The 22751-nt window shown below is 49.4% G+C and carries 19 protein-coding genes; 11 read left to right on the top strand and 8 right to left on the bottom strand.

Translation table 11 applies throughout. From position 1 onward, the window contains the following. Positions 1–52: 52 nt before the first annotated feature. Positions 53–1363, bottom strand: a complete 1311-nt coding sequence (locus tag BMW65_RS13015) for an ammonium transporter (protein ID WP_090605963.1) — start codon at positions 1361–1363, stop codon at positions 53–55. Between the two features lie 357 nt (positions 1364–1720). Here BMW65_RS13015 and dnaE point away from each other — a divergent pair, with 357 nt between their 5' ends. Together dnaE and trxA are read left to right on the top strand one after the other, a co-directional pair. Beyond that, positions 1721–6154 carry a DNA polymerase III subunit alpha gene (gene dnaE, locus BMW65_RS13010; RefSeq protein ID WP_090605961.1) on the top strand — a complete coding sequence of 1478 codons (4434 nt, stop codon included), beginning with the start codon at positions 1721–1723 and terminating at the stop codon, positions 6152–6154. Positions 6155–6335: 181 nt separating this feature from the next. Continuing rightward, a complete protein-coding gene (trxA, locus tag BMW65_RS13005) occupies positions 6336–6653 on the top strand; it encodes a thioredoxin (protein WP_090606039.1) in 318 nt (105 codons plus the stop codon). A 61-nt stretch (positions 6654–6714) separates the two neighbouring features. Here trxA and BMW65_RS13000 read toward each other — a convergent pair whose 3' ends face one another. Next, the gene (locus BMW65_RS13000) at positions 6715–7848 is read right to left on the bottom strand and encodes a cytochrome-c peroxidase (protein ID WP_218145403.1); all 1134 of its coding nucleotides are present in this window, start codon (positions 7846–7848) and stop codon (positions 6715–6717) included. 184 nt (positions 7849–8032) lie between these two features. Here BMW65_RS13000 and rpoN point away from each other — a divergent pair, with 184 nt between their 5' ends. Then, positions 8033–9505: an RNA polymerase factor sigma-54 gene (gene rpoN, locus BMW65_RS12995; RefSeq protein WP_090605959.1), complete on the top strand. Its 1473-nt coding sequence runs from the start codon at positions 8033–8035 to the stop codon at positions 9503–9505. A gap of 69 nt (positions 9506–9574) precedes the next feature. Then, positions 9575–10444: a PQQ-binding-like beta-propeller repeat protein gene (locus BMW65_RS12990; RefSeq protein ID WP_218145402.1), complete on the top strand. Its 870-nt coding sequence runs from the start codon at positions 9575–9577 to the stop codon at positions 10442–10444. A gap of 15 nt (positions 10445–10459) precedes the next feature. On the opposite strand, the gene BMW65_RS12985 is transcribed toward BMW65_RS12990, so the two are convergent. After that, positions 10460–11665, bottom strand: a complete 1206-nt coding sequence (locus BMW65_RS12985; RefSeq protein WP_090605958.1) for a carboxypeptidase-like regulatory domain-containing protein — start codon at positions 11663–11665, stop codon at positions 10460–10462. Positions 11666–11755: 90 nt separating this feature from the next. Here BMW65_RS12985 and BMW65_RS12980 point away from each other — a divergent pair, with 90 nt between their 5' ends. The 5 genes from BMW65_RS12980 to BMW65_RS12960 all read left to right on the top strand — a co-directional run bounded on the left by BMW65_RS12980 (position 11756) and on the right by BMW65_RS12960 (position 16793). Then, the gene (locus BMW65_RS12980) at positions 11756–12628 is read left to right on the top strand and encodes a carbon-nitrogen hydrolase (protein WP_090606035.1); all 873 of its coding nucleotides are present in this window, start codon (positions 11756–11758) and stop codon (positions 12626–12628) included. Between the two features lie 52 nt (positions 12629–12680). After that, complete coding sequence (locus BMW65_RS12975; RefSeq protein ID WP_090606034.1) at positions 12681–13733, top strand: agmatine deiminase family protein; 1053 nt, start codon at positions 12681–12683, stop codon at positions 13731–13733. Positions 13734–13822: 89 nt separating this feature from the next. Next, the gene (locus tag BMW65_RS12970) at positions 13823–15031 is read left to right on the top strand and encodes a porin (protein ID WP_090605956.1); all 1209 of its coding nucleotides are present in this window, start codon (positions 13823–13825) and stop codon (positions 15029–15031) included. A gap of 50 nt (positions 15032–15081) precedes the next feature. Continuing rightward, the gene (gene lpxB, locus BMW65_RS12965) at positions 15082–16191 is read left to right on the top strand and encodes a lipid-A-disaccharide synthase (RefSeq protein WP_090605954.1); all 1110 of its coding nucleotides are present in this window, start codon (positions 15082–15084) and stop codon (positions 16189–16191) included. Positions 16192–16262: 71 nt separating this feature from the next. Then, positions 16263–16793, top strand: a complete 531-nt coding sequence (locus BMW65_RS12960; protein ID WP_090605952.1) for a peroxiredoxin family protein — start codon at positions 16263–16265, stop codon at positions 16791–16793. A gap of 21 nt (positions 16794–16814) precedes the next feature. Here BMW65_RS12960 and BMW65_RS12955 read toward each other — a convergent pair whose 3' ends face one another. The 4 genes from BMW65_RS12955 to BMW65_RS12940 form a co-directional block, all read right to left on the bottom strand. Continuing rightward, positions 16815–17543 carry a ThuA domain-containing protein gene (locus BMW65_RS12955; protein WP_090605951.1) on the bottom strand — a complete coding sequence of 243 codons (729 nt, stop codon included), beginning with the start codon at positions 17541–17543 and terminating at the stop codon, positions 16815–16817. An 86-nt stretch (positions 17544–17629) separates the two neighbouring features. Beyond that, a complete protein-coding gene (aroB, locus tag BMW65_RS12950) occupies positions 17630–18697 on the bottom strand; it encodes a 3-dehydroquinate synthase (protein ID WP_090605949.1) in 1068 nt (355 codons plus the stop codon). Between the two features lie 7 nt (positions 18698–18704). Next, positions 18705–19130: a hypothetical protein gene (locus BMW65_RS12945; protein WP_090605948.1), complete on the bottom strand. Its 426-nt coding sequence runs from the start codon at positions 19128–19130 to the stop codon at positions 18705–18707. A gap of 3 nt (positions 19131–19133) precedes the next feature. After that, entirely contained in the window at positions 19134–19343 is a 210-nt protein-coding gene (locus BMW65_RS12940) for an RNA-binding S4 domain-containing protein (RefSeq protein WP_090605947.1), read from the bottom strand. 85 nt (positions 19344–19428) lie between these two features. On the opposite strand from BMW65_RS12940, the gene BMW65_RS12935 reads away from it, so the two are divergent. Beyond that, positions 19429–20625: a proline dehydrogenase family protein gene (locus BMW65_RS12935; RefSeq protein ID WP_090605945.1), complete on the top strand. Its 1197-nt coding sequence runs from the start codon at positions 19429–19431 to the stop codon at positions 20623–20625. Then, positions 20622–21248 carry an HAD family hydrolase gene (locus BMW65_RS12930; RefSeq protein WP_090605944.1) on the top strand — a complete coding sequence of 209 codons (627 nt, stop codon included), beginning with the start codon at positions 20622–20624 and terminating at the stop codon, positions 21246–21248. Before BMW65_RS12935 ends, BMW65_RS12930 begins: the two co-directional genes overlap by 4 nt. Before the next feature lie 24 nt (positions 21249–21272). Here BMW65_RS12930 and BMW65_RS12925 read toward each other — a convergent pair whose 3' ends face one another. After that, positions 21273–22691, bottom strand: a complete 1419-nt coding sequence (locus tag BMW65_RS12925; protein WP_090605942.1) for an alkaline phosphatase — start codon at positions 22689–22691, stop codon at positions 21273–21275. Positions 22692–22751 lie beyond the last annotated feature (60 nt).

Genomic DNA, 22751 nt, shown 5'->3' with positions numbered 1-22751 from the left:
ACCATCCCCAGCTGCTACCTGAGGATGGCTTGTATGCTCATCGCGTACTGCTTTATAATTTCTCGCCATGCTGGCTGATATCCAGCCCCACTTCCTCTTCTTCAGGTGAAACGCGCAATTTCGTAATCACATCGGTTACCTTAAGGATAACAAAGGCCATGGCAAACGTGAATATAACGGCCCCGACCAGCCCAATGACATGCGCGGTGAACAAGCCCGTCTCACCGAAAAACAATCCATCCGTACTGACCACACTATTGATGGTTTTGGTGGCAAAGACACCGGTTAGAATCATACCAACCATCCCGCCGACACCATGGCTTGGAAACACATCCAGCGTGTCATCCACCCGCGAACGGGTACGCCATTCAACCACAAGCCTGCTGATAATCGAGGCGACTATCCCGATGATGAGCGAGTGCGGCACGGTAACAAAGCCCGCAGCGGGGGTAATGGCCACCAAGCCGACGACTACGCCAATGCATACACCCATTGCCGTTGGTTTCTTACCCCTGGCGGCATCGAAAAATATCCAAGCCAATGCAGCCGCACCAGATGCCGTGCTGGTCGTAGCCAGTGCGGTAGCGGCCAGCTCGCTTGCTCCAAAGGCCGAGCCCGCATTAAAACCAAACCAACCAAACCACAGAAATCCCGTACCCAAAATCACATAGGAAATCCGTGCTGGATCATGCCCACCGTTTGCATTTCCCTGCTTCAGGTAAAGCGCGGATGCCAACGCGGTGACACCTGCCGACATGTGTACGACCGTACCCCCGGCAAAATCCAATACCCCCATACCGGCCAATAACCCATCTGGATGCCAAGTCGCGTGAGCAAGCGGGGCATAGATAAAGATAAAGAACAAGCAAAGGAATAACACATAAGAAGTAAAGCGTATACGCTCAGCAAACGCCCCGGTAATCAATGCCGGCGTGATGATGGCAAATTTAAGCTGATACAGGGCAAACAAGGCAAAAGGAATCGTTGGTGCACCGGGCCAATTCTCGCCGCCAATGACGCCACCAAACATAAAATAAGTCGCCGGATTGCCGATGATACCACCAATGGACTCACCAAACACCAAACTAAAACCAAACACTACCCATATAACGGCCACAACGGCCATGCAGATAAAGCTCTGCAACATCGTAGAAATAACGTTTTTCTTCTTGACCATACCGCCATAGAAAAAGGCCAGACCCGGTGTCATGATCAACACCAGGGCAGTAGACGTCAGCATCCAAGCAATGTCTGCGGCATCAAACTCATGCTCGCCCGTTGCGGGCAATCCTGGAAAAAACAGCGCCAAAAGCGCTATTATAACCAATAAAACAAAGGGAAGTGTAGATTTTTTCGAATACATTGTGATTGTTAATAATAATTTCGCTACTAAAATAGTAATTTGAATAACAAAATCGCAAATTTTATATATTATTTTTAACAATTATTCAATAATATAAAAAATTTCAGCATTGCCAACCAATTAAAACCAAAAAATAAAGAAAATTTAAAAACTGGAGCATTATAGCTGATTATTAATGGCAACGCACCTGGATGGTTGTATCCATCCGGCAATGGAAAAGTGTTGAAAACATAATGCTATTAATTCCAGCGCCTTGATTATTTAGCAAGGAACCGAGCAGTTTTTCTGTTCCCATTCCCCGTTTAAATCCGTAAGTTTGTTTGAATATTTTACCGCCACCCTTTTTATTGGCAACCCATGTATTTGATTTTTGACACCGAAACTACCGGTCTTCCCAAACGATGGGATGCACCGGTCACCGATACGGACAATTGGCCGCGTTGTATACAGCTAGCCTGGCAACTGCACGATGCCCAGGGCAACCTCATTGAGCATCAAGACTATTTGATTAAGCCCGATGGTTTCAATATCCCATTTGATGCGGAGCGCATACACGGCATTTCCACGGAGCTGGCCACGGAACAGGGCTTTCCGTTGGCGGATGTGCTTGAAAAATTCAATACAGCGCTGGCCAGGGCAAAATTCGTGGTGGGCCAAAACATCGGGTTCGACATCAACATCATGGGATGCGAATACTACCGCTATGGCGTGGACACGCCCTTAGCGCAGCTGCCCGTATTGGACACTTGTACGGAGGTGACGGCCGAACTGCTGCGGCTTCCCGGCGGGCGCGGGGGCAAATACAAATTGCCCAACCTCACAGAGTTGCATCAATACCTTTTCGGCATCCCCTTTGCTGAGGCGCATAACGCTACTGCCGACGTGGAGGCTACCACGCGCTGTTTCCTCGAACTCATCAAGCGTGAAGTCTTCACTCCCGCCGAACTGCAGGTGGATACCGGGTATTTCGTGGAATTTCGCGAAAGCAACCCGCAGCCGATCCAACCCATCGGATTGGCGCATGTCAATCTGAAAGCCGCGTCCGATGAGATCCGCAGACGCTTGCAACGCCAGCAACAGGCCGCAACCCCCACGCAGGATCTCGAAGCCAACCGGCGCGACATGGCAAAGGTGGACTTCGTGCACCTGCACAACCATACGCAATTCTCTGTCCTGCAATCGACGATATCGGTGGGTGACCTGGTGAAGGCAGCAGCGGCACACAGGATGCCCGCGGTGGCGATTACTGACCATGGCAACATGATGGGCGCTTTTCACTTCGTAGGCAGCGTACTCAACCACAATAAAGGCGCGGAAGCCAAAAATAAGGCTGCCATCGAAAAGGGCGAAACACCCACAGAGGTTGTCATCAAACCCATCGTGGGCTGTGAGTTTTACATCTGTGATGACCATGCGGACAAGTCGCGAAAAGACAACGGCTATCAGGTCGTCTTCTTGGCCAAAAACAAAAACGGCTACCACAACCTGGCCAAGATGTCGTCCATCGCCTATACCAAGGGATTCTATTATGTGCCGCGTATCGACCGTTCTGTCATTGAGCGGTATAAAGAAGATATCATCGTCCTTTCGGGCAATCTTTACGGAGAAATTCCCAACAAGCTCCTCAACATGGGCGAAAACCAGGCCGAGGAAGCGTTGTTATGGTGGAAAGCCACCTTCGGCACCGATTTTTATATCGAACTAATGCGGCACGGGCAGGAAGATGAGGATCGCGTAAATCAAAGCCTCATTGCACTGGCCAATAAACACGACGTAAAGATCGTAGCCACCAACAATACCTACTACATCAATAAAGCCGATGCCCATGCGCATGACATCCTGCTTTGCGTGAAGGATGGCGAGAAGCTGGCAACGCCTAAAGGGCGTGGCCGTGGCTTCCGCTTCGGACTGCCCAACGACGCTTATTATTTCAAGTCTGGCGAGGAGATGAAAAAGGCTTTTGCTGACCTGCCCGAAGCTATCCTCAACATTCAGGAGATTGTCGATAAAATTGACCCTTATTCGCTCTACCGCGATGTATTGCTACCCAAATTTGAGATTCCGGAGGAATTCCAGGTGGCAGAAGATGCGCAAGATGGCGGCAAACGGGGGGAAAACAAATACCTGCAGCATCTCACCTATAAAGGTGCCGAAGGGCGCTACCCTGAAATAACACCTGCAATACGGGAGCGGCTGGATTTCGAACTGGCGACCATTGAGCGCACCGGATACCCCGGCTATTTCCTCATTGTGCAGGATTTCATTGCTGAAGCCCGGAAACTGGGTGTGTCCGTCGGGCCGGGCCGGGGCTCCGCGGCTGGATCTGCGGTAGCTTACTGCCTCGGCATCACCAATATCGATCCGATTGCCTATGACCTCCTGTTCGAACGGTTCCTCAATCCCGACCGGATATCCATGCCAGATATTGATATCGACTTCGATGATGAAGGCCGCGGCCGGGTCATGGAATACGTTATCAATAAATATGGTGCCAACCAGGTAGCCCAAATCATCACCTACGGCACCATGGCCGCCAAGTCGTCCATCCGCGATACCGCACGGGTACTGGATCTGCCCTTGTTCGAGGCCGACAAAATAGCCAAACTCATCCCCAACCTGAAACTCAACAAGATTTTCAACATGGATGCGCAGGCATTGAAAAGCGCCTTGCGCTCGGAAGAGCTGGAAAACGTGCAGCAGTTGGTATCTATGGCACAGGGCTCCGGCCTGGAGGCCGAGACCATCAAACAGGCACAGGTACTCGAAGGCTCGCTCCGCAATACGGGCATCCACGCCTGCGGCGTCATCATCACGCCCGACGATATCACCAACTTCGTGCCGGTGGCTACAGCGAAAGACTCAGAGCTGTATGTGACCCAGTTTGACAACTCCGTGGTGGAAAGCGCCGGGCTGCTTAAAATGGACTTCCTCGGCCTCAAGACCCTCACGCTCATCAAGGATACTGTAAGCATCGTCAAACACCGGCATGGCATCGAGCTTAACCCTGATGAATTTCCGATAGACGACGTCAAGACGTATGAACTCTTCCAGCGCGGCGAAACCATCGGCATCTTCCAGTACGAGTCGCCCGGTATGCAGAAATACATGAAGGAACTCAAGCCCACGGTCTTCGGAGATCTCATTGCCATGAATGCATTATACCGTCCGGGGCCTATGGAATACATCCCGAGTTTCATCCGGCGCAAGCATGGCCAAGAACCCATCACGTACGATTTGGACGCCTGCGAGGAGTACCTGAAAGAAACGTATGGCATCACGGTATACCAGGAGCAGGTGATGCTGCTCTCACAGAAGCTGGCGGGCTTCACCAAGGGCGAGGCCGACGTGCTCCGCAAAGCCATGGGCAAGAAACAGCGCGACGTGCTGGACAAGATGAAGCCCAAGTTTGTAGACCAAGCTGCCGCCAATGGACACAATGCCAAAGTACTGGAAAAGATATGGAAAGACTGGGAAGCGTTCGCCAGCTACGCCTTCAACAAGTCGCACTCCACCTGCTACGCGTGGGTGGCCTATCAAACGGCCTACCTGAAAGCGCATTACCCTGCGGAATACATGGCCGCCGTGCTTTCCAACAACATGAATGACATCAAGCAGGTGACCTTCTTCATGGAGGAATGCAAGCGCATGGGACTACAGGTGCTGGGGCCTGATGTCAATGAGTCGTACTATAAATTTACCGTAAACGATAAAGGGGCCATCCGCTTTGGTATGGGTGCGGTGAAAGGCGTGGGTGCGGGAGCAGTAGATACCATCGTGCAAAGTCGCAAGGACAGCGCCTATAAATCCATTTTCGACATGGCACGGCGGATCGATCTGCGGGCTGCCAACAAGAAAGCCTTTGAAAGCCTGGCTTATGCCGGTGGGTTCGACTGTTTTGCTGGCACTCATCGTGCGCAGTATTTCCATGCGGATACCGATGGCGGAGGCACAACATTGGAAAAAGCGTTGAAATATGGGGCTAAATACAAGGAAAATGAAAATTCGGCACAGGTAAGCCTGTTTGGCGGGGGCAGCAGTGTGGAGATTCCCGAACCGACCCTGCCCTTCTGCGCGGAGTGGGGACTGATTGAAAAGCTGAAGTACGAGAAGGACGTCATCGGTATCTACCTCACCAGCCATCCATTGGACAATTACCGCTTTGAAATCAACCATTTCTGCCAGCATCCTGTGCGATTGCTCACGCTGATCGACAAAATGAAAGCATCGGAAGTGGATGAAGAAACCCGTACAGAGTTCAATAAAATTAAGAACAGGGAACTCACCGTCGGCGGTATGGTCACCGCAGCCAGCCACCGCATCACCAAAAACGGCAAACCTTTCGGCGTGATGGTATTCGAAGATTATGCCGATTCCTACGAGATTGCGTTGTTCGGTGAAGATTACGTCAAAATGAAAGGCTACCTCCATGAAGGGTATTTCATACAGATACGAGGCCTCATCCAAGAGCGTTTCCGCCAGGCGGGCAATTGGGGGTTTGAAGTGAAAGGAATGCAACTGCTGTCCGATCTACGGGATAAGCTGGCCAAATGCATCACCATCCAGGTACCCCTGCATGAACTGAACGATGATTTCGTCAGCCGCATCCAGCGCTTGGTAAATGCCAATATGGAGCAGCACGAAAACAAAACCTGCCAGCTCAAGTTTGCCGTGCGGGATTTCGAGTCCGAAATAAGCATTGAAATGCCATCTAAGGAACTGAGAATCAGCCCAAGTAACGATTTTATTGAAGCACTCACTGAAATAAACGGTGTCAATTACAAGTTAAATTAATGTCAGATTGTCGGTGTGCATGCCTTGGCAATGAATTTGATAGTTATCTTTGTGTCGGAAGTCCGGAGACCGGAGTCGGGAAGACCGGAAATGAAGATTAAAAAGTAAACAATTAGCGTGAACATAAGCTGAAAGCTGAAAGCCAATGGCTGAAAGCTGGCAGCCACAACTAACTAACATCATGGCATTAGAAATCACAGACAGCAATTTCGATGAGGTTGTATTGCAATCAGACAAACCCGTATTGGTAGATTTTTGGGCTGAATGGTGCGGTCCTTGCCGCATGGTTGGCCCCATTGTAGAAGAATTGGCGAAAGAATACGACGGTAAAGCCGTCGTAGGCAAGGTGAACGTGGATCATAATCCTGATATCTCAGTAAAATATGGTATACGCAATATCCCTGCGCTACTGTTCTTCAAAGATGGCCAAATCGTAGACAAACAAATTGGCGCCGTGCCCAAATCCGTCTTGACGGACAAGCTGGTAAAACAATTGTAAGAAAGCCACATGCAAAGCAAAAAGGGCGTTTTGAAAAGCGCCCTTTTTGCTTTGCATGATCTTACTGGAAATCCGGCAGCCCCGTTGTACCGGATGAAGGTGGCAAAATAGGCAACAACCTTGCCGATTCGGGGATATCTCCCGTCAACGACCCCAGAAACACGACAATATCGTCAATTTCCTGATCACCAAGCTTTTTACCAAACTGCAACTCATTCATGATGGCCACTGCCTGTTTCAGATCCCAAATACTGCCATCGTGGAAATAAGGGTATGTGCGGGTGATATTGCGCAATGAAGGCACCTTAAAAACATAGCTTTCGTTTTCATTCTTTGTTACATCGGCACGTCCCCTATCAATCGCTTTGCTTCCCGTAAGTTCCCAATAGTCTTTCATGACACCGAATTTCTGGTAAATATGGCCACCGAACAGCGGGGTCATGTGACAGGTCTGGCAATTGGCCGTGAGGAAGGCTTCCAGCCCCCGTTTTTCCTGCGGGGTCAATGCATCTGCATCGCCTTCCAAATAGCGGTCAAAACGCGAAGGGGTAATGAGCGTCCGCTCAAAAGCGGCAATAGCCTTGCCAATATTGTCATAGGTCAGGGGGATCTCTTCGCCGGGAAAAGCTATTGCAAATAGCTTCTGGTACTCGGGGATGGAAGCGATTTTTCCCGTGCCTACTTCTTCGTGCGGGAGCGCCATTTCCACTTCATTGAGTATGGGCATCTTGGCTTGTTCTTCCACATCTGCGGCACGCCCATCCCAAAACTGGGCCATATGGAAGGCGGCATTCAATACGGTGGGAGCATTTCGATTGCCCAACTGCCAATTGTGCCCCACGGAAGTGGGCAGGTTGTCCACACCGTAGCTGGCGAGATTATGACAGCTGTTGCAGCTGATGAAGCTACTCTTGGAGAGCCTCGCATCATGGAAGAGCATCTTGCCAAGTTCCACCTTGGTGGCATTCAATGGGTTGGTCTCAACCTCGGCCGATGCAGGCAACGCACCAAAAATGGAGCGTGATTGCTGAATCAACCGTTGGTCAGCTTCGGATAGCGTAGCCAGATTGGCCCCTGCCGATGTTTGCTGCGTTTCTTGCTGCATCTTCTCACCGTTGCATGTGGCAACAAACAGATAAGCGGCCACCATGCCACCCATCGTTACATACATCAGGTATTTTCGCTGTTTCATCATACGTCGTGTTTAGTTCGCCGTAAAATAAATATCAACGGCCCCGTAATCCATGTGAAAAATCACTTCTCAAAAAGATATTGCTCATTTATTGCTTGGCTAGCATCGGGGCTATTATTTCTCCATGCCGCAATCCATTTTAGTTAATAACTCATATTTTTGCGTATGTTTGTGAAGTGAATTAGTTATGCTGAAACAGACCTTACAACAAAAGTTATTACAAAAATTATCCCCTCAGCAAATCCAGTTTATCAAATTGCTGCAGGTGCCGACAGTGTCGTTGGATGCACGTATCAAGGAGGAATTGGAAGAGAACCCGGCATTAGAGGACATCAGCCTTGCCAACATGAATGATCCTGTGGAAGAATATCCGGATAAAGACCCTGATGAAGATAGCTTTAGCGATGAAGATCAGTCTGCAGAACTTGACGAATTTAATGTAGACGACTACCTGCAAACAGATGATATCAATGACTACGGATCCGGACAATATAATGGTGATGATGAGGAAGACCGTAAGGAAATTCCCATAGCTATCCAAAACTCGTTCTTCGAAAATCTGCAACAGCAATTGGACTTGCTGGCGTTGTCTGATCGGGATTTCCTCATCGGGCAGCAAATCATCGGCAGCTTGGATGACGATGGATACCTCAGGCGTCCTATCTCATCGCTCATTGATGATCTGGCATTTTCGCAAAATGTCATCGCCGAAGAGCAAGAGGTAGAAGACATGCTTAAAATCATCCAAGAGTTTGACCCTCCCGGAATCGGTGCCCGTAGCCTCCAGGAGTGCCTCCTCATCCAGCTCCGCAAAAAGGATCAGGAAAGCCCAGTTATCAAAAAGGCAATGGCCATCGTGGAAAATTACCTGGATGAATTTACCAAAAAGCACTACGACAAATTGGAGCGGGCGCTCAACATCAACTCGGATGAGCTAAAGGAAATTGTCAATGAGATTCTTAAGCTCAACCCTAAACCGGGAGATTCGGGAGCGGTGGCGGGCAAGCAATTGCATATCATCCCGGATTTCCACGTCACCAACAGTGATGGTGTGCTCCACTTGACCCTCAATGCACGCAATGCACCGGAGCTACGCGTGAGCCGTTCGTACCAGGAAATGTTCGACCATTACGATAAGGCTGCACAGAAGGACAAAAAGATGAAGGAAGCCGTACAGTTTGTCAAGCAGAAGCTCGATTCGGCAAAATGGTTTATCGATGCTATCAAGCAACGGCAGCAAACGTTGCTCAAAACCATGAATGCCATCATGAATTACCAGTACGAATATTTCCTCACGGCCGATGAACGCAAGCTGAAGCCGATGATCCTGAAGGATATTGCAGACCGCATTGACATGGACATTTCCACCGTATCCCGGGTGGCCAACTCCAAATATGTGCAAACCGAGTTTGGCACGTTTTTGCTGAAATCTTTTTTTTCGGAAGCCATTCAGACCGATACGGGTGAAGAGGTCTCCAATAAAGAAGTTAAGAAAATACTGGAAGAATGTATTTCCAACGAGAATAAACGCAAGCCATTGGCTGACGAAAAACTTACGGAAATATTGAAGGAAAAGGGGTACACCATCGCACGCCGTACTGTGGCTAAATACCGTGAAGCTATGGGAATACCGGTAGCTCGGCTGCGGAAGCAGTTGTAGGCAGGTGATCGGGGGTGTCGATGATGCGTGATGGGAAGACAGTGAAACATTATTAATTAAATCCTAAATATGATGAACTATTCATTTCTTCTTGCTGCCGCTGCATCGGTTATACTGGGCTGCACCGGCGGTACCCAAAACAACGACACGGCCGAAGCGCCCGCCACACCGGAGCTGACACTTTCCTGGAAAACGGATACGGTATTTACCGGTTCGGAATCGACGTTGTATGATCCCGCGACAGACATCATTTATGTAACCAACGGCAATACCAAAGCCGGGGAAAAAGACAACGACGGATTCATCTCCATCGTCAATACCGATGGCACCATCCGTGAGCTCAAATGGGTAGAAGGCGACTTACACGCTCCTAAAGGCATGGCATTGCTGGATGGCAAATTATACGTCACGGACATCGATGCGGTGAAAATCATTGACGTTTCTTCAGCGGCGATTGAGAAAACCGTGACCATAGACAGTGCCGTCTTCCTGAACGACCTTGCCACGGATGGCAAGCAGCTCTATTTTTCGGATAGCCGGACGGGTAAAATTTACAGCATGACGACGGATGGGAACTATACGGTCATCTCCACGACAAATGCCAATGTAAATGGATTGGAATACCATAATGGCCATTTATATGCACTGGATGGCGAGGGCTTGAAAAAATTCAGTGATGATGGCAATTACGCCCAAGAAACGATAAACACCGAAGTAACGGGCGGAGACGGGCTGGTTGTTCTTAACGACAGCACATTCGTAGCCAGCAGGTGGCACGGGGAAATCTTCCTCATCCAAGGTGGTGAGACGACCGTGATATTGGATACGCAAGCAGAAAAATCCAATACGGCAGACATCGGTTTCGTGCCGGGCAAAAACCTCATCATTGTGCCCACATTCCTGAAAAACGAAGTGGCAACGTACGAGCTGACCTACTGATTTCGAGCGCGCGGATCAGTAACCAATGGGCGACGGGTAGTCAAGCGGTAATAAATCAGCCACTTTGTCGCACCATGTCCAATACCACCCTGTATAAAGGCTTTGGGGTGGGAAGTGGCTACCGTTGCGCTCAATCCAAATATACGGACTGTCATATAGCAACAATATTGATGTTTGGGGGCCCGGTTTTCGCGTTTCATTGAACTGACGCAGATAACCGGGCTCTTCCTTAAGGCGCATATTTTGGACATATAGGTAATCTTCAAACACCAGTTTTTTGCGGCCATCCGCACTATCTACCAACAGGCTATCTACGGTTAACAAATCGGGGAAAACGGTTACAAACTCATCTTCTTGTCGCATGACCTTACGGAAATACGCCAACGAATCTTGGGTATACCTATCGGTTTTGGAGATCGTCCGCTGCAACGCCTGCACGCGTTGCTTTTCCCTATTGGGCTTGCGCTCCATACGCCTTACTTCAAAACCCTGCTCACGGATTGTACCTTGGTATAAGCTACGCATGAAGCGCATCAACGAGGTCGCATAAGTCGCCGCCCGGCGTCGCCGATAAGTCCGCAGGCTGCGCCTCCCCCCTGTCATCTCGACAAAACGGGGATAACCGGCATAAAGATTTACCCGATTGCGAAAATCGACACGGAAATTGCTCAATAAATATTCAATCGTATATCCCAACGACCGATTTTCAATGATCAACGGTTCGCTGGCCATAACTTCTAAATAACCTTCATCACGGTAATGCCTGAAACGTAACACTTCGGGATTCAAGAGCTTAGTCCGGGAAGCATTGGGAGAAGTACCGATGAATGTCTCCAGGAATAACCGTCCCCAACGGCTCCATCCGTCTTTTTCGAATGCCACCACGTCTACTTCCTCAAGCATCGTCGATTTGACCTTCAGCTTGATAGGCAAATAAACGGACTGGCTATCCCTGAGCTCGATCGACGTCACATGGGTATGGTAGCCTACCGATGAGACCACGACTTCGTAGGTTCCCGGGGCAATGCCGCCCAATTCAAAACTCCCATTGCTTGCTGAGCTTGTGCCGTAGGTTGTATTATTGATGAATATGCTGGCACCGGCGACGGGCGTTGCGGTCTCGGCATTGACAACCCTACCGGTAAGCCGTAATTGCTGGGCAGCGGCGGAGGTAGCCCATGCCATCCCTCCCAGCAGCAATATCGCAACATAGTTTTTCATAAGGCTAATTTACGAATTTTTCGTAAAATCCCTCTCCCCGTTATTGGCACAGTTTTCGTACTTTTGCAGCTTGAACAAGACAGCATCATCATGACCAACGTAAAGATCGGAACAGTGCAGATGAGTTGTGTGGCAGACAAAGCCGCCAACCTTTCCAAAGCAGTCGACCAAGTCCGTGCAGCCGCGGCAAAAGGCGCACAAATTATCTGCCTGCAGGAGTTATTCACGTCGCTTTATTTCTGCGATGTGGAAGACTACGATAATTTTGAATTGGCCGAGCCCATTCCCGGTCCGTCGACGGAGACGTTGCAGGCCGTTGCTGCCGAATTGGGAGTAGTCATTATCGCTTCCCTATTTGAAAAACGCACGGAGGGCTTGTATCACAATACCACAGCTGTCATCGATGCCGATGGTGCCTACTTGGGAAAATACCGTAAAATGCACATCCCCGATGATCCGGGTTATTACGAGAAATTCTACTTCACACCCGGAGACATGGGCTACAAAACTTTCAAAACCAAATATGCGACCATCGGGGTACTGATCTGCTGGGATCAATGGTATCCCGAAGCGGCACGCATCACCGCCTTAATGGGTGCTGAAATCTTGTTTTTCCCGACGGCTATCGGCTGGGCTTCCGATCAGGATGAAGAGACCAACCAGGATCAGTACAATGCGTGGCAGACTATCCAACGAAGCCATTCAGTAGCCAATGGGTTGCCCGTGGTCAGTGTAAACCGTGTGGGCTTTGAGCAGGATGGTGCCATGAAATTCTGGGGGGGCAGCTTCATTACCAATGCACAGGGCCGTTTGCTTTACTTAGCCTCCCACGATGCCGAGGAAACTGAAGTCACCGAAGTAGATTTGTCCCAGTCGGATTATTTCCGCAAACATTGGCCTTTCTTGCGCGACAGGCGGATTGATAGTTATCAGCCGATTACAAAACGGTTTATTGATGAATAACCGTTTGCGGCATTCCTGTTTTTTCCAAAAACTTCCTGTTTCTTTGCACAACATGACCGTACAAATACCAAAAGCATCCGGCTACCAGTTTCCGGCCGAATGGCACCCACACCGCGCCACATGGTTGAGCTGGCCTCATAAAGAAGCGAGCTGGCCGGGCAAGCTCGAAGCCGTCTTCGCGCCGTATTCCCAATTCATCAAGGAAGTTTCCGCAGGCGAGCATGTGTGCATCAACGTCAGGGATGCCGCCATGGAGGCCTTTGCGACCGACCATTTGGCCAATGCCGGTGTAAATCTGTCAGCCGTCACGTTTTACCACCACCCGACGGATGATGCATGGTGCCGTGACCATGGCCCCGCATTCTTGATCAATCCCAATGCCGATATTCCGAAAATCATCGTGGACTGGGACTACAATGCCTGGGGAAATAAATACCCGCCTTATGAGCAAGATGATGTCATTCCCACCTTGGTAGGCAAAGCCCTGGACGTCCCGGTCTATCATCCCGGTATTGTCATGGAGGGTGGATCGGTCGATTTCAACGGAGAGGGCACCATCTTAACCAGTACAGCCTGTCTGCTGAATAAAAACCGCAATCCACACTTAAACCAGCAGCAAATCGAGGCATTTCTATATGCCTATTACGGGGTATCGCAAATCCTCTGGCTGGGCGATGGCATCGTGGGCGACGATACCGACGGCCACATCGATGACATGACCCGTTTTGTAAACGCCGATACCGTAGTCACCGTGGTGGAAGAAAACCGATCGGATGAAAACTACCCCATTTTGCAAGAAAACCTGCAATTGCTCAAAAAAATGCGATTAATAGACGGCAAACAACTTCAAATCATTGAGTTGCCGATGCCAAAACCGATGGTTTACGAAGGCCAGCGGTTGCCCGCTTCCTATGCCAACTTTTATATTGCCAATGCGGCGGTGATCGTGCCCACATACCGCGACGATCGGAATGACCAAAAAGCACTGGATATACTCGCTGCGTGTTTTCCAGGCCGCAAGGTTTTAGGGATTGACAGTACGGATATCATTTGGGGCTTGGGCAGCTGGCATTGCTTGAGCCAGCAGGAGCCCGATGTGAAGTAAACTAAAATTAACAATTTATTAATATTAACCGAACAATCCAATAACCTTATCAGTAGATATTAGTAACCGAAATTTAACCATCATATAACATGAATTATCGGCTACTGGTTTTCTCTATCTTTGCTTTAGGTATCGGCACATGCCAGCCCTCATTTGCCCAACGGTTGCGCGATGAGCGCCCAACGATCGAGGACTTTAAAGGCATCCAATATATGGGCGACGATTCGACCTTTTATATCAATTTCAGGTTCAGGATGCAAAGCCGCTTAAAATATACCTCCACTGGTGGAGATGATTTAAGTGCCGAAAGTTTCGAGGCCCGCATCAGGCGACTACGGCTCCGGATGGATGGCTACATCTATAACCCCAAATTAGCGTATAGCATCCAGCTTGGGTTTACACGCGGCGATCAGGATTATGATGACACGGACGTGGTGAATATCGTGCGTGATGCCGTGATTTTCTATAACTTCACGGACAATTTTTACGTCGCGTTTGGGCAAAATAAACTTCCCGGCAACCGCCAGCGGGTAAATTCTTCCGGAGAACTGCAATTTGCTGAACGATCACTGGTCAACGCAACCTTCAATATCGACCGTGATTTTGGCATTAAAGCCTACTATTCCCCTAAAATCGGGGAAGTGCCCATACACCTCAAAGGAGCTATCAGCACCGGTGAAGGCCGCGTATCCACGACGACGGACGACGGATTGGCTTACACCGGCCGGGCTGAGTTCCTCCCACTTGGTGATTTTACCAATGACGGTGACTATTACGAGGGTGACCTTGAATACGAAGAGACGCCCAAACTTTCCATTGGCGGCGGCTACAGCTACAACGACCGCACCACGCGTAGCGGCGGCCAGACCGGAACCTACATCACATCGCCACTGACCTTAAAAACTGCATTTTATGATGCCATCCTTAAATACCGGGGGTGGGCTTACCAGATTGAGTATATGAAGCGTGGGGTTGATGACCCATTCAGTACCGATGAAGAAGGCGAAGTTGCCTACGCCTTCAAAGGGCAAGGCGTAAACCAGCAGATGTCTTACCTCCTGGATAGAAACCGGGGCTATGAAATTGCCGGCCGCTATACCTGGATTAAACCCCACAGGGATATCCTGGCCTATGAAGTGCAGACCGAGGTGGTCGAACTCGGCTTGACCAAATATTTCCGCGCCCACCGCCTCAAACTGCAATTGAATGCCAGCTACCAAATCGAAGAAGGCATCTACCGGACAAACCATGAGGGCAACAACTGGGGGGCTACTTTCCAGATTGAGCTGGGGATTTAAGGTAGAAGCCGGGAGACGGGAGTCCGGAGATAAATCCTTATTTTTACGGCATGAAGTACTACATCATTGCCGGGGAGACATCGGGCGACCTGCATGGCGCCAACCTGATCCAAGCACTCAAAAAAGCGGACGCAGATGCACAATTCCGTTTGGTGGGCGGAGACCGTATGCAACGGGCCGCCGGACAAGAAGCGGTGATTCATACTTCTCAAATGGCATTCATGGGCTTTGTTGAGGTGCTGGCTAATATCCGCACGATTGCTAAAAACCTCCGTTTGGTTAAAGCAGATGTGATGGCGTATCAGCCGGATACACTTGTGTTGATTGACTTTCCAGGCTTCAACCTGAAAATCGCATCCTTTGCCAAAAAGATGGGGCTAAAGGTTTGTTACTACATCTCGCCCAAAGTATGGGCATGGAACCAACGGCGGGTGTTGAAGATCAAGCGCGTAGTGGATAAGTTGTTTTGCATCCTTCCCTTCGAAGTAGATTTTTATGAGAAATGGGGTATGGACGTGGATTACGTGGGCAATCCGCTGCTGGACGCCATTGCCAGCTACACCTACAATGATCGCTTTCTAGAAGAAAATCACCTCGCGGGCAAACCCATTATTGCACTGCTACCCGGCAGCCGGCATATGGAGATAAGCAAGCTGCTTCCCATCATGGGCCAATTGTCCTTCCGTTTCCCCGGGCATCACTGCGTCGTGGCCGGATCACCAAACTTTCCGCTGGAATACTATCAGCAACATATGGGGGAAGCTAATCTGCCCATCGTCTTCCATGCTACATATGACCTGCTCAAACATGCCGAAGCCGCCGTTGTGGCCAGCGGCACAGCAACGCTGGAAACAGCACTGCTGAATGTACCCCAAACAGTAGTGTACAAAGCCCATCCGGTGTCTATCGCGATAGCCCGATGGGTCATCCAGGTCAAATACATTTCCCTGGTAAATCTCATTCTGGACAAACCTGCTGTTAGCGAACTCATCCAGAAAGAATGCACCGTAGAGGATATCGCCAAAGAGCTCAACGGTCTCCTGAATAACAAAATCTATCGAGCTCAAGTGCTGGATGACTACGCCGCCCTCCACAAGAAAATGGGCGATCCAGGAGCGTCTGAACGCACAGCCCAGCACATTGTAACGTTCCTTCGCTAACAAAATCAACCCAAGCCTATTGCACAGACCAAAACTTTCACTATTTTTGTCTACTAAATTAGTAGATAATTATGAAAGCTTTATTCCTCGCCTTTTTGGCCCTAAATTTCCTGTCCATCCCGGGCGAGAAAGAACCGGATGAACGCGGTTTTGTTGTGAAGGTCGGTGACGTGGCGCCAACCGATTTTGATTTGGTCTTGCATACCGGGGAAACCGTAAACCTTGAATCCCTGCGTGGTCAGGTGGTTGTCCTCCAATTTACGGCCAGTTGGTGCGGCGTATGCCGCAAAGAGATGCCACATTTGGAACAAGATGTACACCAGGCTTTCAAGAACCGGGGTGTGAAACTCATTGGTGTAGACCGGGATGAACCGCTGGCGACCGTGCAGAAATTCGCCTCGGATCTAAATATCACTTATCCCCTGGCCTTGGATCCCAACGCGGATATTTACAGTCGTTTTGCCGCCAAGAAAAGCGGGGTCACCCGCAATGTGGTCATCGATCGGGATGGCAAAATCGTCTTCCTAACCCGCCTATTTGATGAAGCAGAGTTCAAGGAAATGTTAGCCGTAATTGATGGGTTGGTTGCCAATCAGGGATAATACCAACCCTACCCAATTTATTCAGTCTCCAATGGCATACCGTATTGCGCCTACGATATGCTGTTGGAATGCTGGCTCATCAAAAGCTTCCTTGGTGTGCCCCAGTGCAGTGTAAAAAGCCCTTCCACCATCATACTGGTGATACCATGACATCGGGTGGTAGTCGCCCATCTTACCGCCTTTGTAGGATTTTTCATCCAACCGCATCAGCAATTTCACTTCATCATTTAGGTCTTTGAAATCGTACCATTCATCCTTGCGGTTCCACACGTCAGGCAAGTGTGCCGTAGCCGGATGAGACTTATCAACCACGTGGATGTCGGCATCCTGTACTTGCGGATGGCTTAAAAAATAGGCGCCTACAAGCTTCCCGTACCAAGGCCATTCATACTCCGTATCGCTGGCAGCATGGATCCCTACAAAGCCATTTCCCGCTTGGATGTAGTGCATAAAAGCTGCCTTCTGGTTGGCATCCAATACCGTACCCGTAGTGCTCAGGAAAACAACTGCTTGATATTGCTTTAGGTTTTCGTCCGTAAACGCCGATGCATCTTCGGTATGATCTACGGCAAAGCCTTGTTTTGCTCCCAATTGCTTGATGGTCTCCGCTCCTTTTTCAATGTTGTCGTGCCGGAACCCTGTTGTTTTGGAAAACACTAAAATTCGGGCTTGCCCATACACACGCATCCCGTTGGCCATGGCCAACAGCATCAAAGCTGCAAACCATACTGCTTTTTTGAAATGTTTCATTTTTATTCAATTTAGTTTAATTGGTTAATAGACATTAGTTAGACAATAGACATTAGATAACAGACTTTGGGGCTTCTGACGCTCGACTAACTAACAATCTCCCGATAAAAATCAAGGCTTTCCCGAATCAACGCTTCATCAACAAACTGATCGATACTGCATTGCCCGATATCACTGATTAAGGCAAAACCAATCTGGTCGCCCGTATTTTTCTTGTCGTTTTTCATCAACGCCACCAACTCGTCGTAGCTGCCGGGATGATAAGTGTAATCCGGAAAATGAGTTCGGAAGGTATGGATCAAATCATCCAAGGCCCCTTTGGACAACCCGTTGTTTCGATGGGCCAGGTACCCTTCGCAAATCATGCCAACGGCAATCGCTTCGCCGTGGAGCAGCGGATTTCCATCATGGGCTAGTGAATAGCCTTCAATAGCATGGCCTATGGTATGGCCGAAATTCAAAATCTTGCGCAGTCCCCGCTCAGTAGGATCTTGGGTGACCACCTCATTTTTGATGGTCACGGAGTGCATAATGTGTTCCAAGGAAAGATCTGCGGCATCCATACCTTTCACCGTCTCGTAAAACGCTTTATCGGCTATCAGGCCATGCTTGATGATCTCCGCAAAACCCGACACCAATTGCCGCTTATCCAAGGTATCCAAAAATCTGTTTGCGATGAATACGGCTTTGGGTTGAGCGAATGTTCCGATAATGTTTTTCACATTGTCCATATCGATCCCCGTCTTCCCGCCTACGGACGCATCCACTTGAGACAATAAAGTTGTTGGCACCTGTACGAAATCTATCCCCCGCTTGAAGGTGGAGGCTGCGAATCCACCCATATCCGTTACGACCCCCCCACCCAGGTTAATCAGCAGGCTTTGGCGATCAGCACCAAAATCAAGCATCATTTTCCAAATACCAATGCAGAAATCAATGTTCTTATTCTCTTCCCCGGGGTCGATTTCAATAATGTCGTAGCCGTCAAATGCAGGCATTGCGGCTTGCAGCACTGGAAGACAGTGCTCGCTCGTGTTCCGATCGACCAGCAACAATACCTTCGAGTAGGCATTGGTTTGGATGAATTGTTGCAATTCATCCAATGTATTATCAAAGAAAACGTTGTAGCCGGTGCTTGGTATGTATTGGTTCATCGATATGCTATCTTGCCGTCATCAGTTTAAGTTCAAAATCTTTGACGCGGTCATAATAAGGTATATTTGAGCGCCTTGCAAACTGCACAAAGTTCATAATGACACTGTCGCGCTGGCTTTGCGCAATAGTAGGAACAATATCATTGCCTTGTCCATCCCATATTTTTAAGCCTTTCGTGCCTTTTACCGAGTCAGGAAACTGTTGGATATGCATCAGCACAGCGGCGTATTTCTGGATACCCTTGGAATAAGCCGCCAATGCAGTAGATGCCTCCACGGTATCCGTTTCTGTTTTTTCAATGATAGCATCCGAGCCTTTTCGTTCATAAGTCTCGACGGCCACCGCCAAAACATAAGACTTGCTGACGTTCTTTTCAGTACCATGGCATGCACCAAGCAAAGCGAGTAGTAAGATAGTCCCTTGTTTCTTCATTACTTATCCGACTATTTGCACCTGTTTCCCCCTAAATTCAACCGTGTCGCCCGGCTTTACTTTCAGCCGTTTGCGGAAATCCACCTGGCCATTATGCCGCACCAATCCCGCCGTGACCACTGCCTGTGCTTCGCCACCATGCTCCACCCAGTTGAGCACTTTTAACAATTGGATTAATTGGATATACTCACCTGCAATTTTAAAGGTAACCATTGTGCAAATGTAATGCTTAATTGTGTATAAAACTTGTGAAAAATAGCAATTATCATTAATATTGCCCCATATTCGCATTCAATTAATGTCCCAGCAAACGCAGCAACAAAGCGCCCTTTCGTTCGAAAATACGGAAATCGCTTTCAGAAGTAAAAGCAACGCCGATCTAAACAAGGCTTATTGGTTGTTTAAAATTATCGCTAACAACTTTCTTACAAATATTGGCCCACCCGTCACTAATTTCGCATTGCGAGCGGGACTGCCGATAAAAGGCCTTATCCGCAGCACGATTTTTAACCATTTCTGTGGTGGGGAAACCATCGACGGTTGTGTCCCCGCCATTGAGCGGCTGGCCAATCAACAGGTCGGTACCATCCTCGATTACTCCGTGGAAGGCGAAGATACCGAGCAGGTTTTCGATGATACATGCCAAGAAATCCTGCGTACGGTTGCCTACGCTAAAACGAATCCGAACATCAGCTTTTCCGTATTCAAGCCCACTGGGCTTGGTCGTTTTGATCTGTTTGAAAAAGTCAATGCCAAGCAACCACTCACCCCGGAGGAAACCTCGGAATACGAGCGTGTAAAGCAACGCGTGGAACGTATATGCCAGACCTGCTTTGATAACGGCGTGAAGGTGCTTATCGATGCAGAGCACTCATGGATACAAGATGCCATTGACGATATCGCACTTGACATGATGCGGCGGTACAATCGCAACGCCCCAGTGGTCTACAACACGTACCAACTCTATCGGCACGACAAATTAGCGTCGCTTCAGGCAGATTACTACCTGGCGGAAACGGATGGGTTCTTTTTGGGTGCTAAAATGGTGCGCGGTGCTTATATGGAAATTGAGCGGGCGCGGGCCAAGGAGATGGGCTACCCTTCGCCCATCCAGCCAGACAAAGAAGCCTCCGATCGGGATTACAACTTGGCTGTCTTATTCTGCCTCGACCACCTCGACCGGGTTGGTTTCATGGCCGGCACGCACAATGAGGCAAGCAGCAAGCTGCTGGCTGAAGAAATGGACAAACGGCAGTTGCCACACAACCATCCGCATATTTTCTTTGCCCAATTATTGGGAATGAGTGACAACCTCAGTTTCAACCTTGCTGAAGTGGGGTACAACGTGGTGAAATACATGCCTTACGGCCCGGTGAAAGCCGTAATGCCTTACCTCTTCCGTAGGGCTCAGGAAAACACATCTGTAGCGGGACAAACCGGACGGGAACTCTCACTCATCACTAAAGAAAAAAGAAGGAGGAAATCAGGCAAATGACGGCTGATGCATTGATCCACGAAAAACTTGAGCTACTTACCCAGCTCAGCAGCAAAAAGGACTACAAAGCATTTTTATACGATTGTGACGGCACGCTTGCCGATAATATGCACGCACACAAAATGGCATACCGCGAAGCAGCGGCGCAATACGGCATCACGCTGGATGCTGCGATTATTGATGAGCTCGCCGGATGGCCTACCGTGCTTATTGCCGAAGAAATCAACAAAAGGTATCATACACAAGTGCCGCCCCACGAATTTGCGACGGCCAAATCGACCATCTTCCTTGATCGTTATGTGTCAGACACCCTACCCATCGATTTTGTAGTGCACCACCTGCAAAACCATATTGGCAAGGTGCGCATTGGGGTGGTTTCCGGCGGGAGCCGCAGAACCGTGACACGCACACTCACCGTAATAGGCCTCATTGACACCATAGAAACCCTCGTCTGTGCCGATGATACCGATAGGGGAAAGCCCTACCCCGATCCGTTTCTCAAGGCCGCTCAACAACTTGGCGTTGCTCCTCAAGACTGCTTGGTCTTTGAAGATGGCAACCCCGGTGTACAGGGTGCCATCGCCGCAGGCATGGATTGGATCCGTATCGACCAGATTATCTAAAATCCGCTCACCGCTGCCGTGCTATCACCCTACGGTTACGCCCGTGGCCTCCAGCATCAGGTTATGGAGATCGGTATTGCGTACAAAGGGCTTCAGCAGCTCACGTCCCGGCCCATAAGCTGCTATCTCAACGTGGTCACCAGAATGATCCATACTCCCCCAGCCTACCGAAGTATAATGTTGTTGAATCTGCGCCAACTCCGCGAAAGGCAACCGATAGGGATTATACAGGCCTTCTTCGTTACGGTCGGTCACATAGTGGGTCAGTAAACGCATCGCCTCATCGGCCTTGATGACAATACCTTGTGCATGCTCCAGGCGTTCAATCACCTGCGCAGCTGTAAAATCCCTATTGATGCCTTGCAACACCCATTCATTGGTGTGTTTGAAGTTGAACATCCGTTCAAAATTAGCATTGCCCCCGAAAAAGCCGGGATTGGCATTGCCATGGTCGGTCGTGACGATGACCAAGGTATCTCCTTCCGCTTCGGCAAATGCGATGGCCACCGCCAGCGCTTCATCAAACGCCAACTGGTCGTATAACAGCGCGCCTACATCATTGGCATGGGCTCCCCAATCCACCTTCCCGCCCTCTACCTGCAATACAAACCCCTGGCGGTTTTTCTTCAGGTGACGAAGAGCCGTGCCGACCATTTCTGCCAGCGACGGTGTTGCTTTTTTCAATGTCTCATCGTTTTCCCTATCCAGTGCATAGGGCAAGCCATCTTGATGAAATACGCCCAATATGGGAGCTTCCTTTGCCGCAGCATCGATAGCCAGCATTTCCTCCCTTGTTTTCGCTACCTGAAAACCACTTGCAGCAAATTTCCCGAAGACATCTTGTTTATCTTCCCGCTTGTCCGCACTGAAAAATTCCGTGCCGCCTCCCATCATGACATCAAACCGCAGGTCATGATACATCAAGGCGATGCCGGGTTGATCGTTGCGGCTGTTGCTATTCACGCAAAATCCGGCAGGCGTCGCATGGGTGATCGGTACCGTAGTGACGCACCCTACCGCTTTGCCTGCGGCTTTGAATTTCCTTAGAATGGGCGTTGGTTTACTGCCGTCCGGTGTGACGTTGAGTACCCCATTATTTACGCGGACACCACCACCCCATGCAGAGCTCGCCGCAGAGGAATCGGTGACCAAGCTATTGGCTGACGCCGTGTCCATGAGGCCTCTATTAGCTACACCAGCATGGTATAAGGACATCCAGTTGCACAACTTGCCATCCCGCCGCTCATTGAGCATATTAGCCATGCTCAGCGTACCAACACTCATGCCATCACTCACCATGAAAATAATGTTTTTAGCCGTTTTGGCTACGGAATGGGTAACTGCGACACGGCGGCCATCCCGCGCAATCGATTCAAAAGGGGATAATACAGCTGCCCCAGCGGCTGTTAAAGCTGCGTTTCTAAAAAAATCTCTACGTTTCATTTAATAAGCAATTTTGACGATCGGCTGTTAAAATGCCTCAAAAGTAGCGCCGTGAGATTA

Origin of the sequence: Parapedobacter koreensis (assembly GCF_900109365.1) — a bacterium.
Lineage (GTDB): Bacteria > Bacteroidota > Bacteroidia > Sphingobacteriales > Sphingobacteriaceae > Parapedobacter > Parapedobacter koreensis.
Note: the sequence above shows the minus strand (reverse complement) of the source record. Positions and strands in the feature narration are given on the sequence as shown.

Excerpts from the sequence above, each read along its gene's own strand:
- BMW65_RS12975 (WP_090606034.1), top strand. The coding sequence starts at position 12,681 with ATGACCGTACAAATACCAAAAGCATCCGGCTACCAGTTTCCGGCCGAA.
- rpoN (WP_090605959.1), top strand. The coding sequence starts at position 8,033 with ATGCTGAAACAGACCTTACAACAAAAGTTATTACAAAAATTATCCCCT.
- BMW65_RS12930 (WP_090605944.1), top strand. The coding sequence starts at position 20,622 with ATGACGGCTGATGCATTGATCCACGAAAAACTTGAGCTACTTACCCAG.
- BMW65_RS12980 (WP_090606035.1), top strand. The coding sequence starts at position 11,756 with ATGACCAACGTAAAGATCGGAACAGTGCAGATGAGTTGTGTGGCAGAC.
- BMW65_RS13015 (WP_090605963.1), bottom strand. The coding sequence starts at position 1,363 with ATGTATTCGAAAAAATCTACACTTCCCTTTGTTTTATTGGTTATAATA.
- aroB (WP_090605949.1), bottom strand. The coding sequence starts at position 18,697 with ATGAACCAATACATACCAAGCACCGGCTACAACGTTTTCTTTGATAAT.
- BMW65_RS12970 (WP_090605956.1), top strand. The coding sequence starts at position 13,823 with ATGAATTATCGGCTACTGGTTTTCTCTATCTTTGCTTTAGGTATCGGC.
- BMW65_RS12935 (WP_090605945.1), top strand. The coding sequence starts at position 19,429 with ATGTCCCAGCAAACGCAGCAACAAAGCGCCCTTTCGTTCGAAAATACG.
- BMW65_RS12960 (WP_090605952.1), top strand. The coding sequence starts at position 16,263 with ATGAAAGCTTTATTCCTCGCCTTTTTGGCCCTAAATTTCCTGTCCATC.
- BMW65_RS12940 (WP_090605947.1), bottom strand. The coding sequence starts at position 19,343 with ATGGTTACCTTTAAAATTGCAGGTGAGTATATCCAATTAATCCAATTG.
- lpxB (WP_090605954.1), top strand. The coding sequence starts at position 15,082 with ATGAAGTACTACATCATTGCCGGGGAGACATCGGGCGACCTGCATGGC.
- BMW65_RS13000 (WP_218145403.1), bottom strand. The coding sequence starts at position 7,848 with ATGATGAAACAGCGAAAATACCTGATGTATGTAACGATGGGTGGCATG.
- dnaE (WP_090605961.1), top strand. The coding sequence starts at position 1,721 with ATGTATTTGATTTTTGACACCGAAACTACCGGTCTTCCCAAACGATGG.
- BMW65_RS12985 (WP_090605958.1), bottom strand. The coding sequence starts at position 11,665 with ATGAAAAACTATGTTGCGATATTGCTGCTGGGAGGGATGGCATGGGCT.
- trxA (WP_090606039.1), top strand. The coding sequence starts at position 6,336 with ATGGCATTAGAAATCACAGACAGCAATTTCGATGAGGTTGTATTGCAA.
- BMW65_RS12925 (WP_090605942.1), bottom strand. The coding sequence starts at position 22,691 with ATGAAACGTAGAGATTTTTTTAGAAACGCAGCTTTAACAGCCGCTGGG.
- BMW65_RS12945 (WP_090605948.1), bottom strand. The coding sequence starts at position 19,130 with ATGAAGAAACAAGGGACTATCTTACTACTCGCTTTGCTTGGTGCATGC.
- BMW65_RS12990 (WP_218145402.1), top strand. The coding sequence starts at position 9,575 with ATGATGAACTATTCATTTCTTCTTGCTGCCGCTGCATCGGTTATACTG.
- BMW65_RS12955 (WP_090605951.1), bottom strand. The coding sequence starts at position 17,543 with ATGAAACATTTCAAAAAAGCAGTATGGTTTGCAGCTTTGATGCTGTTG.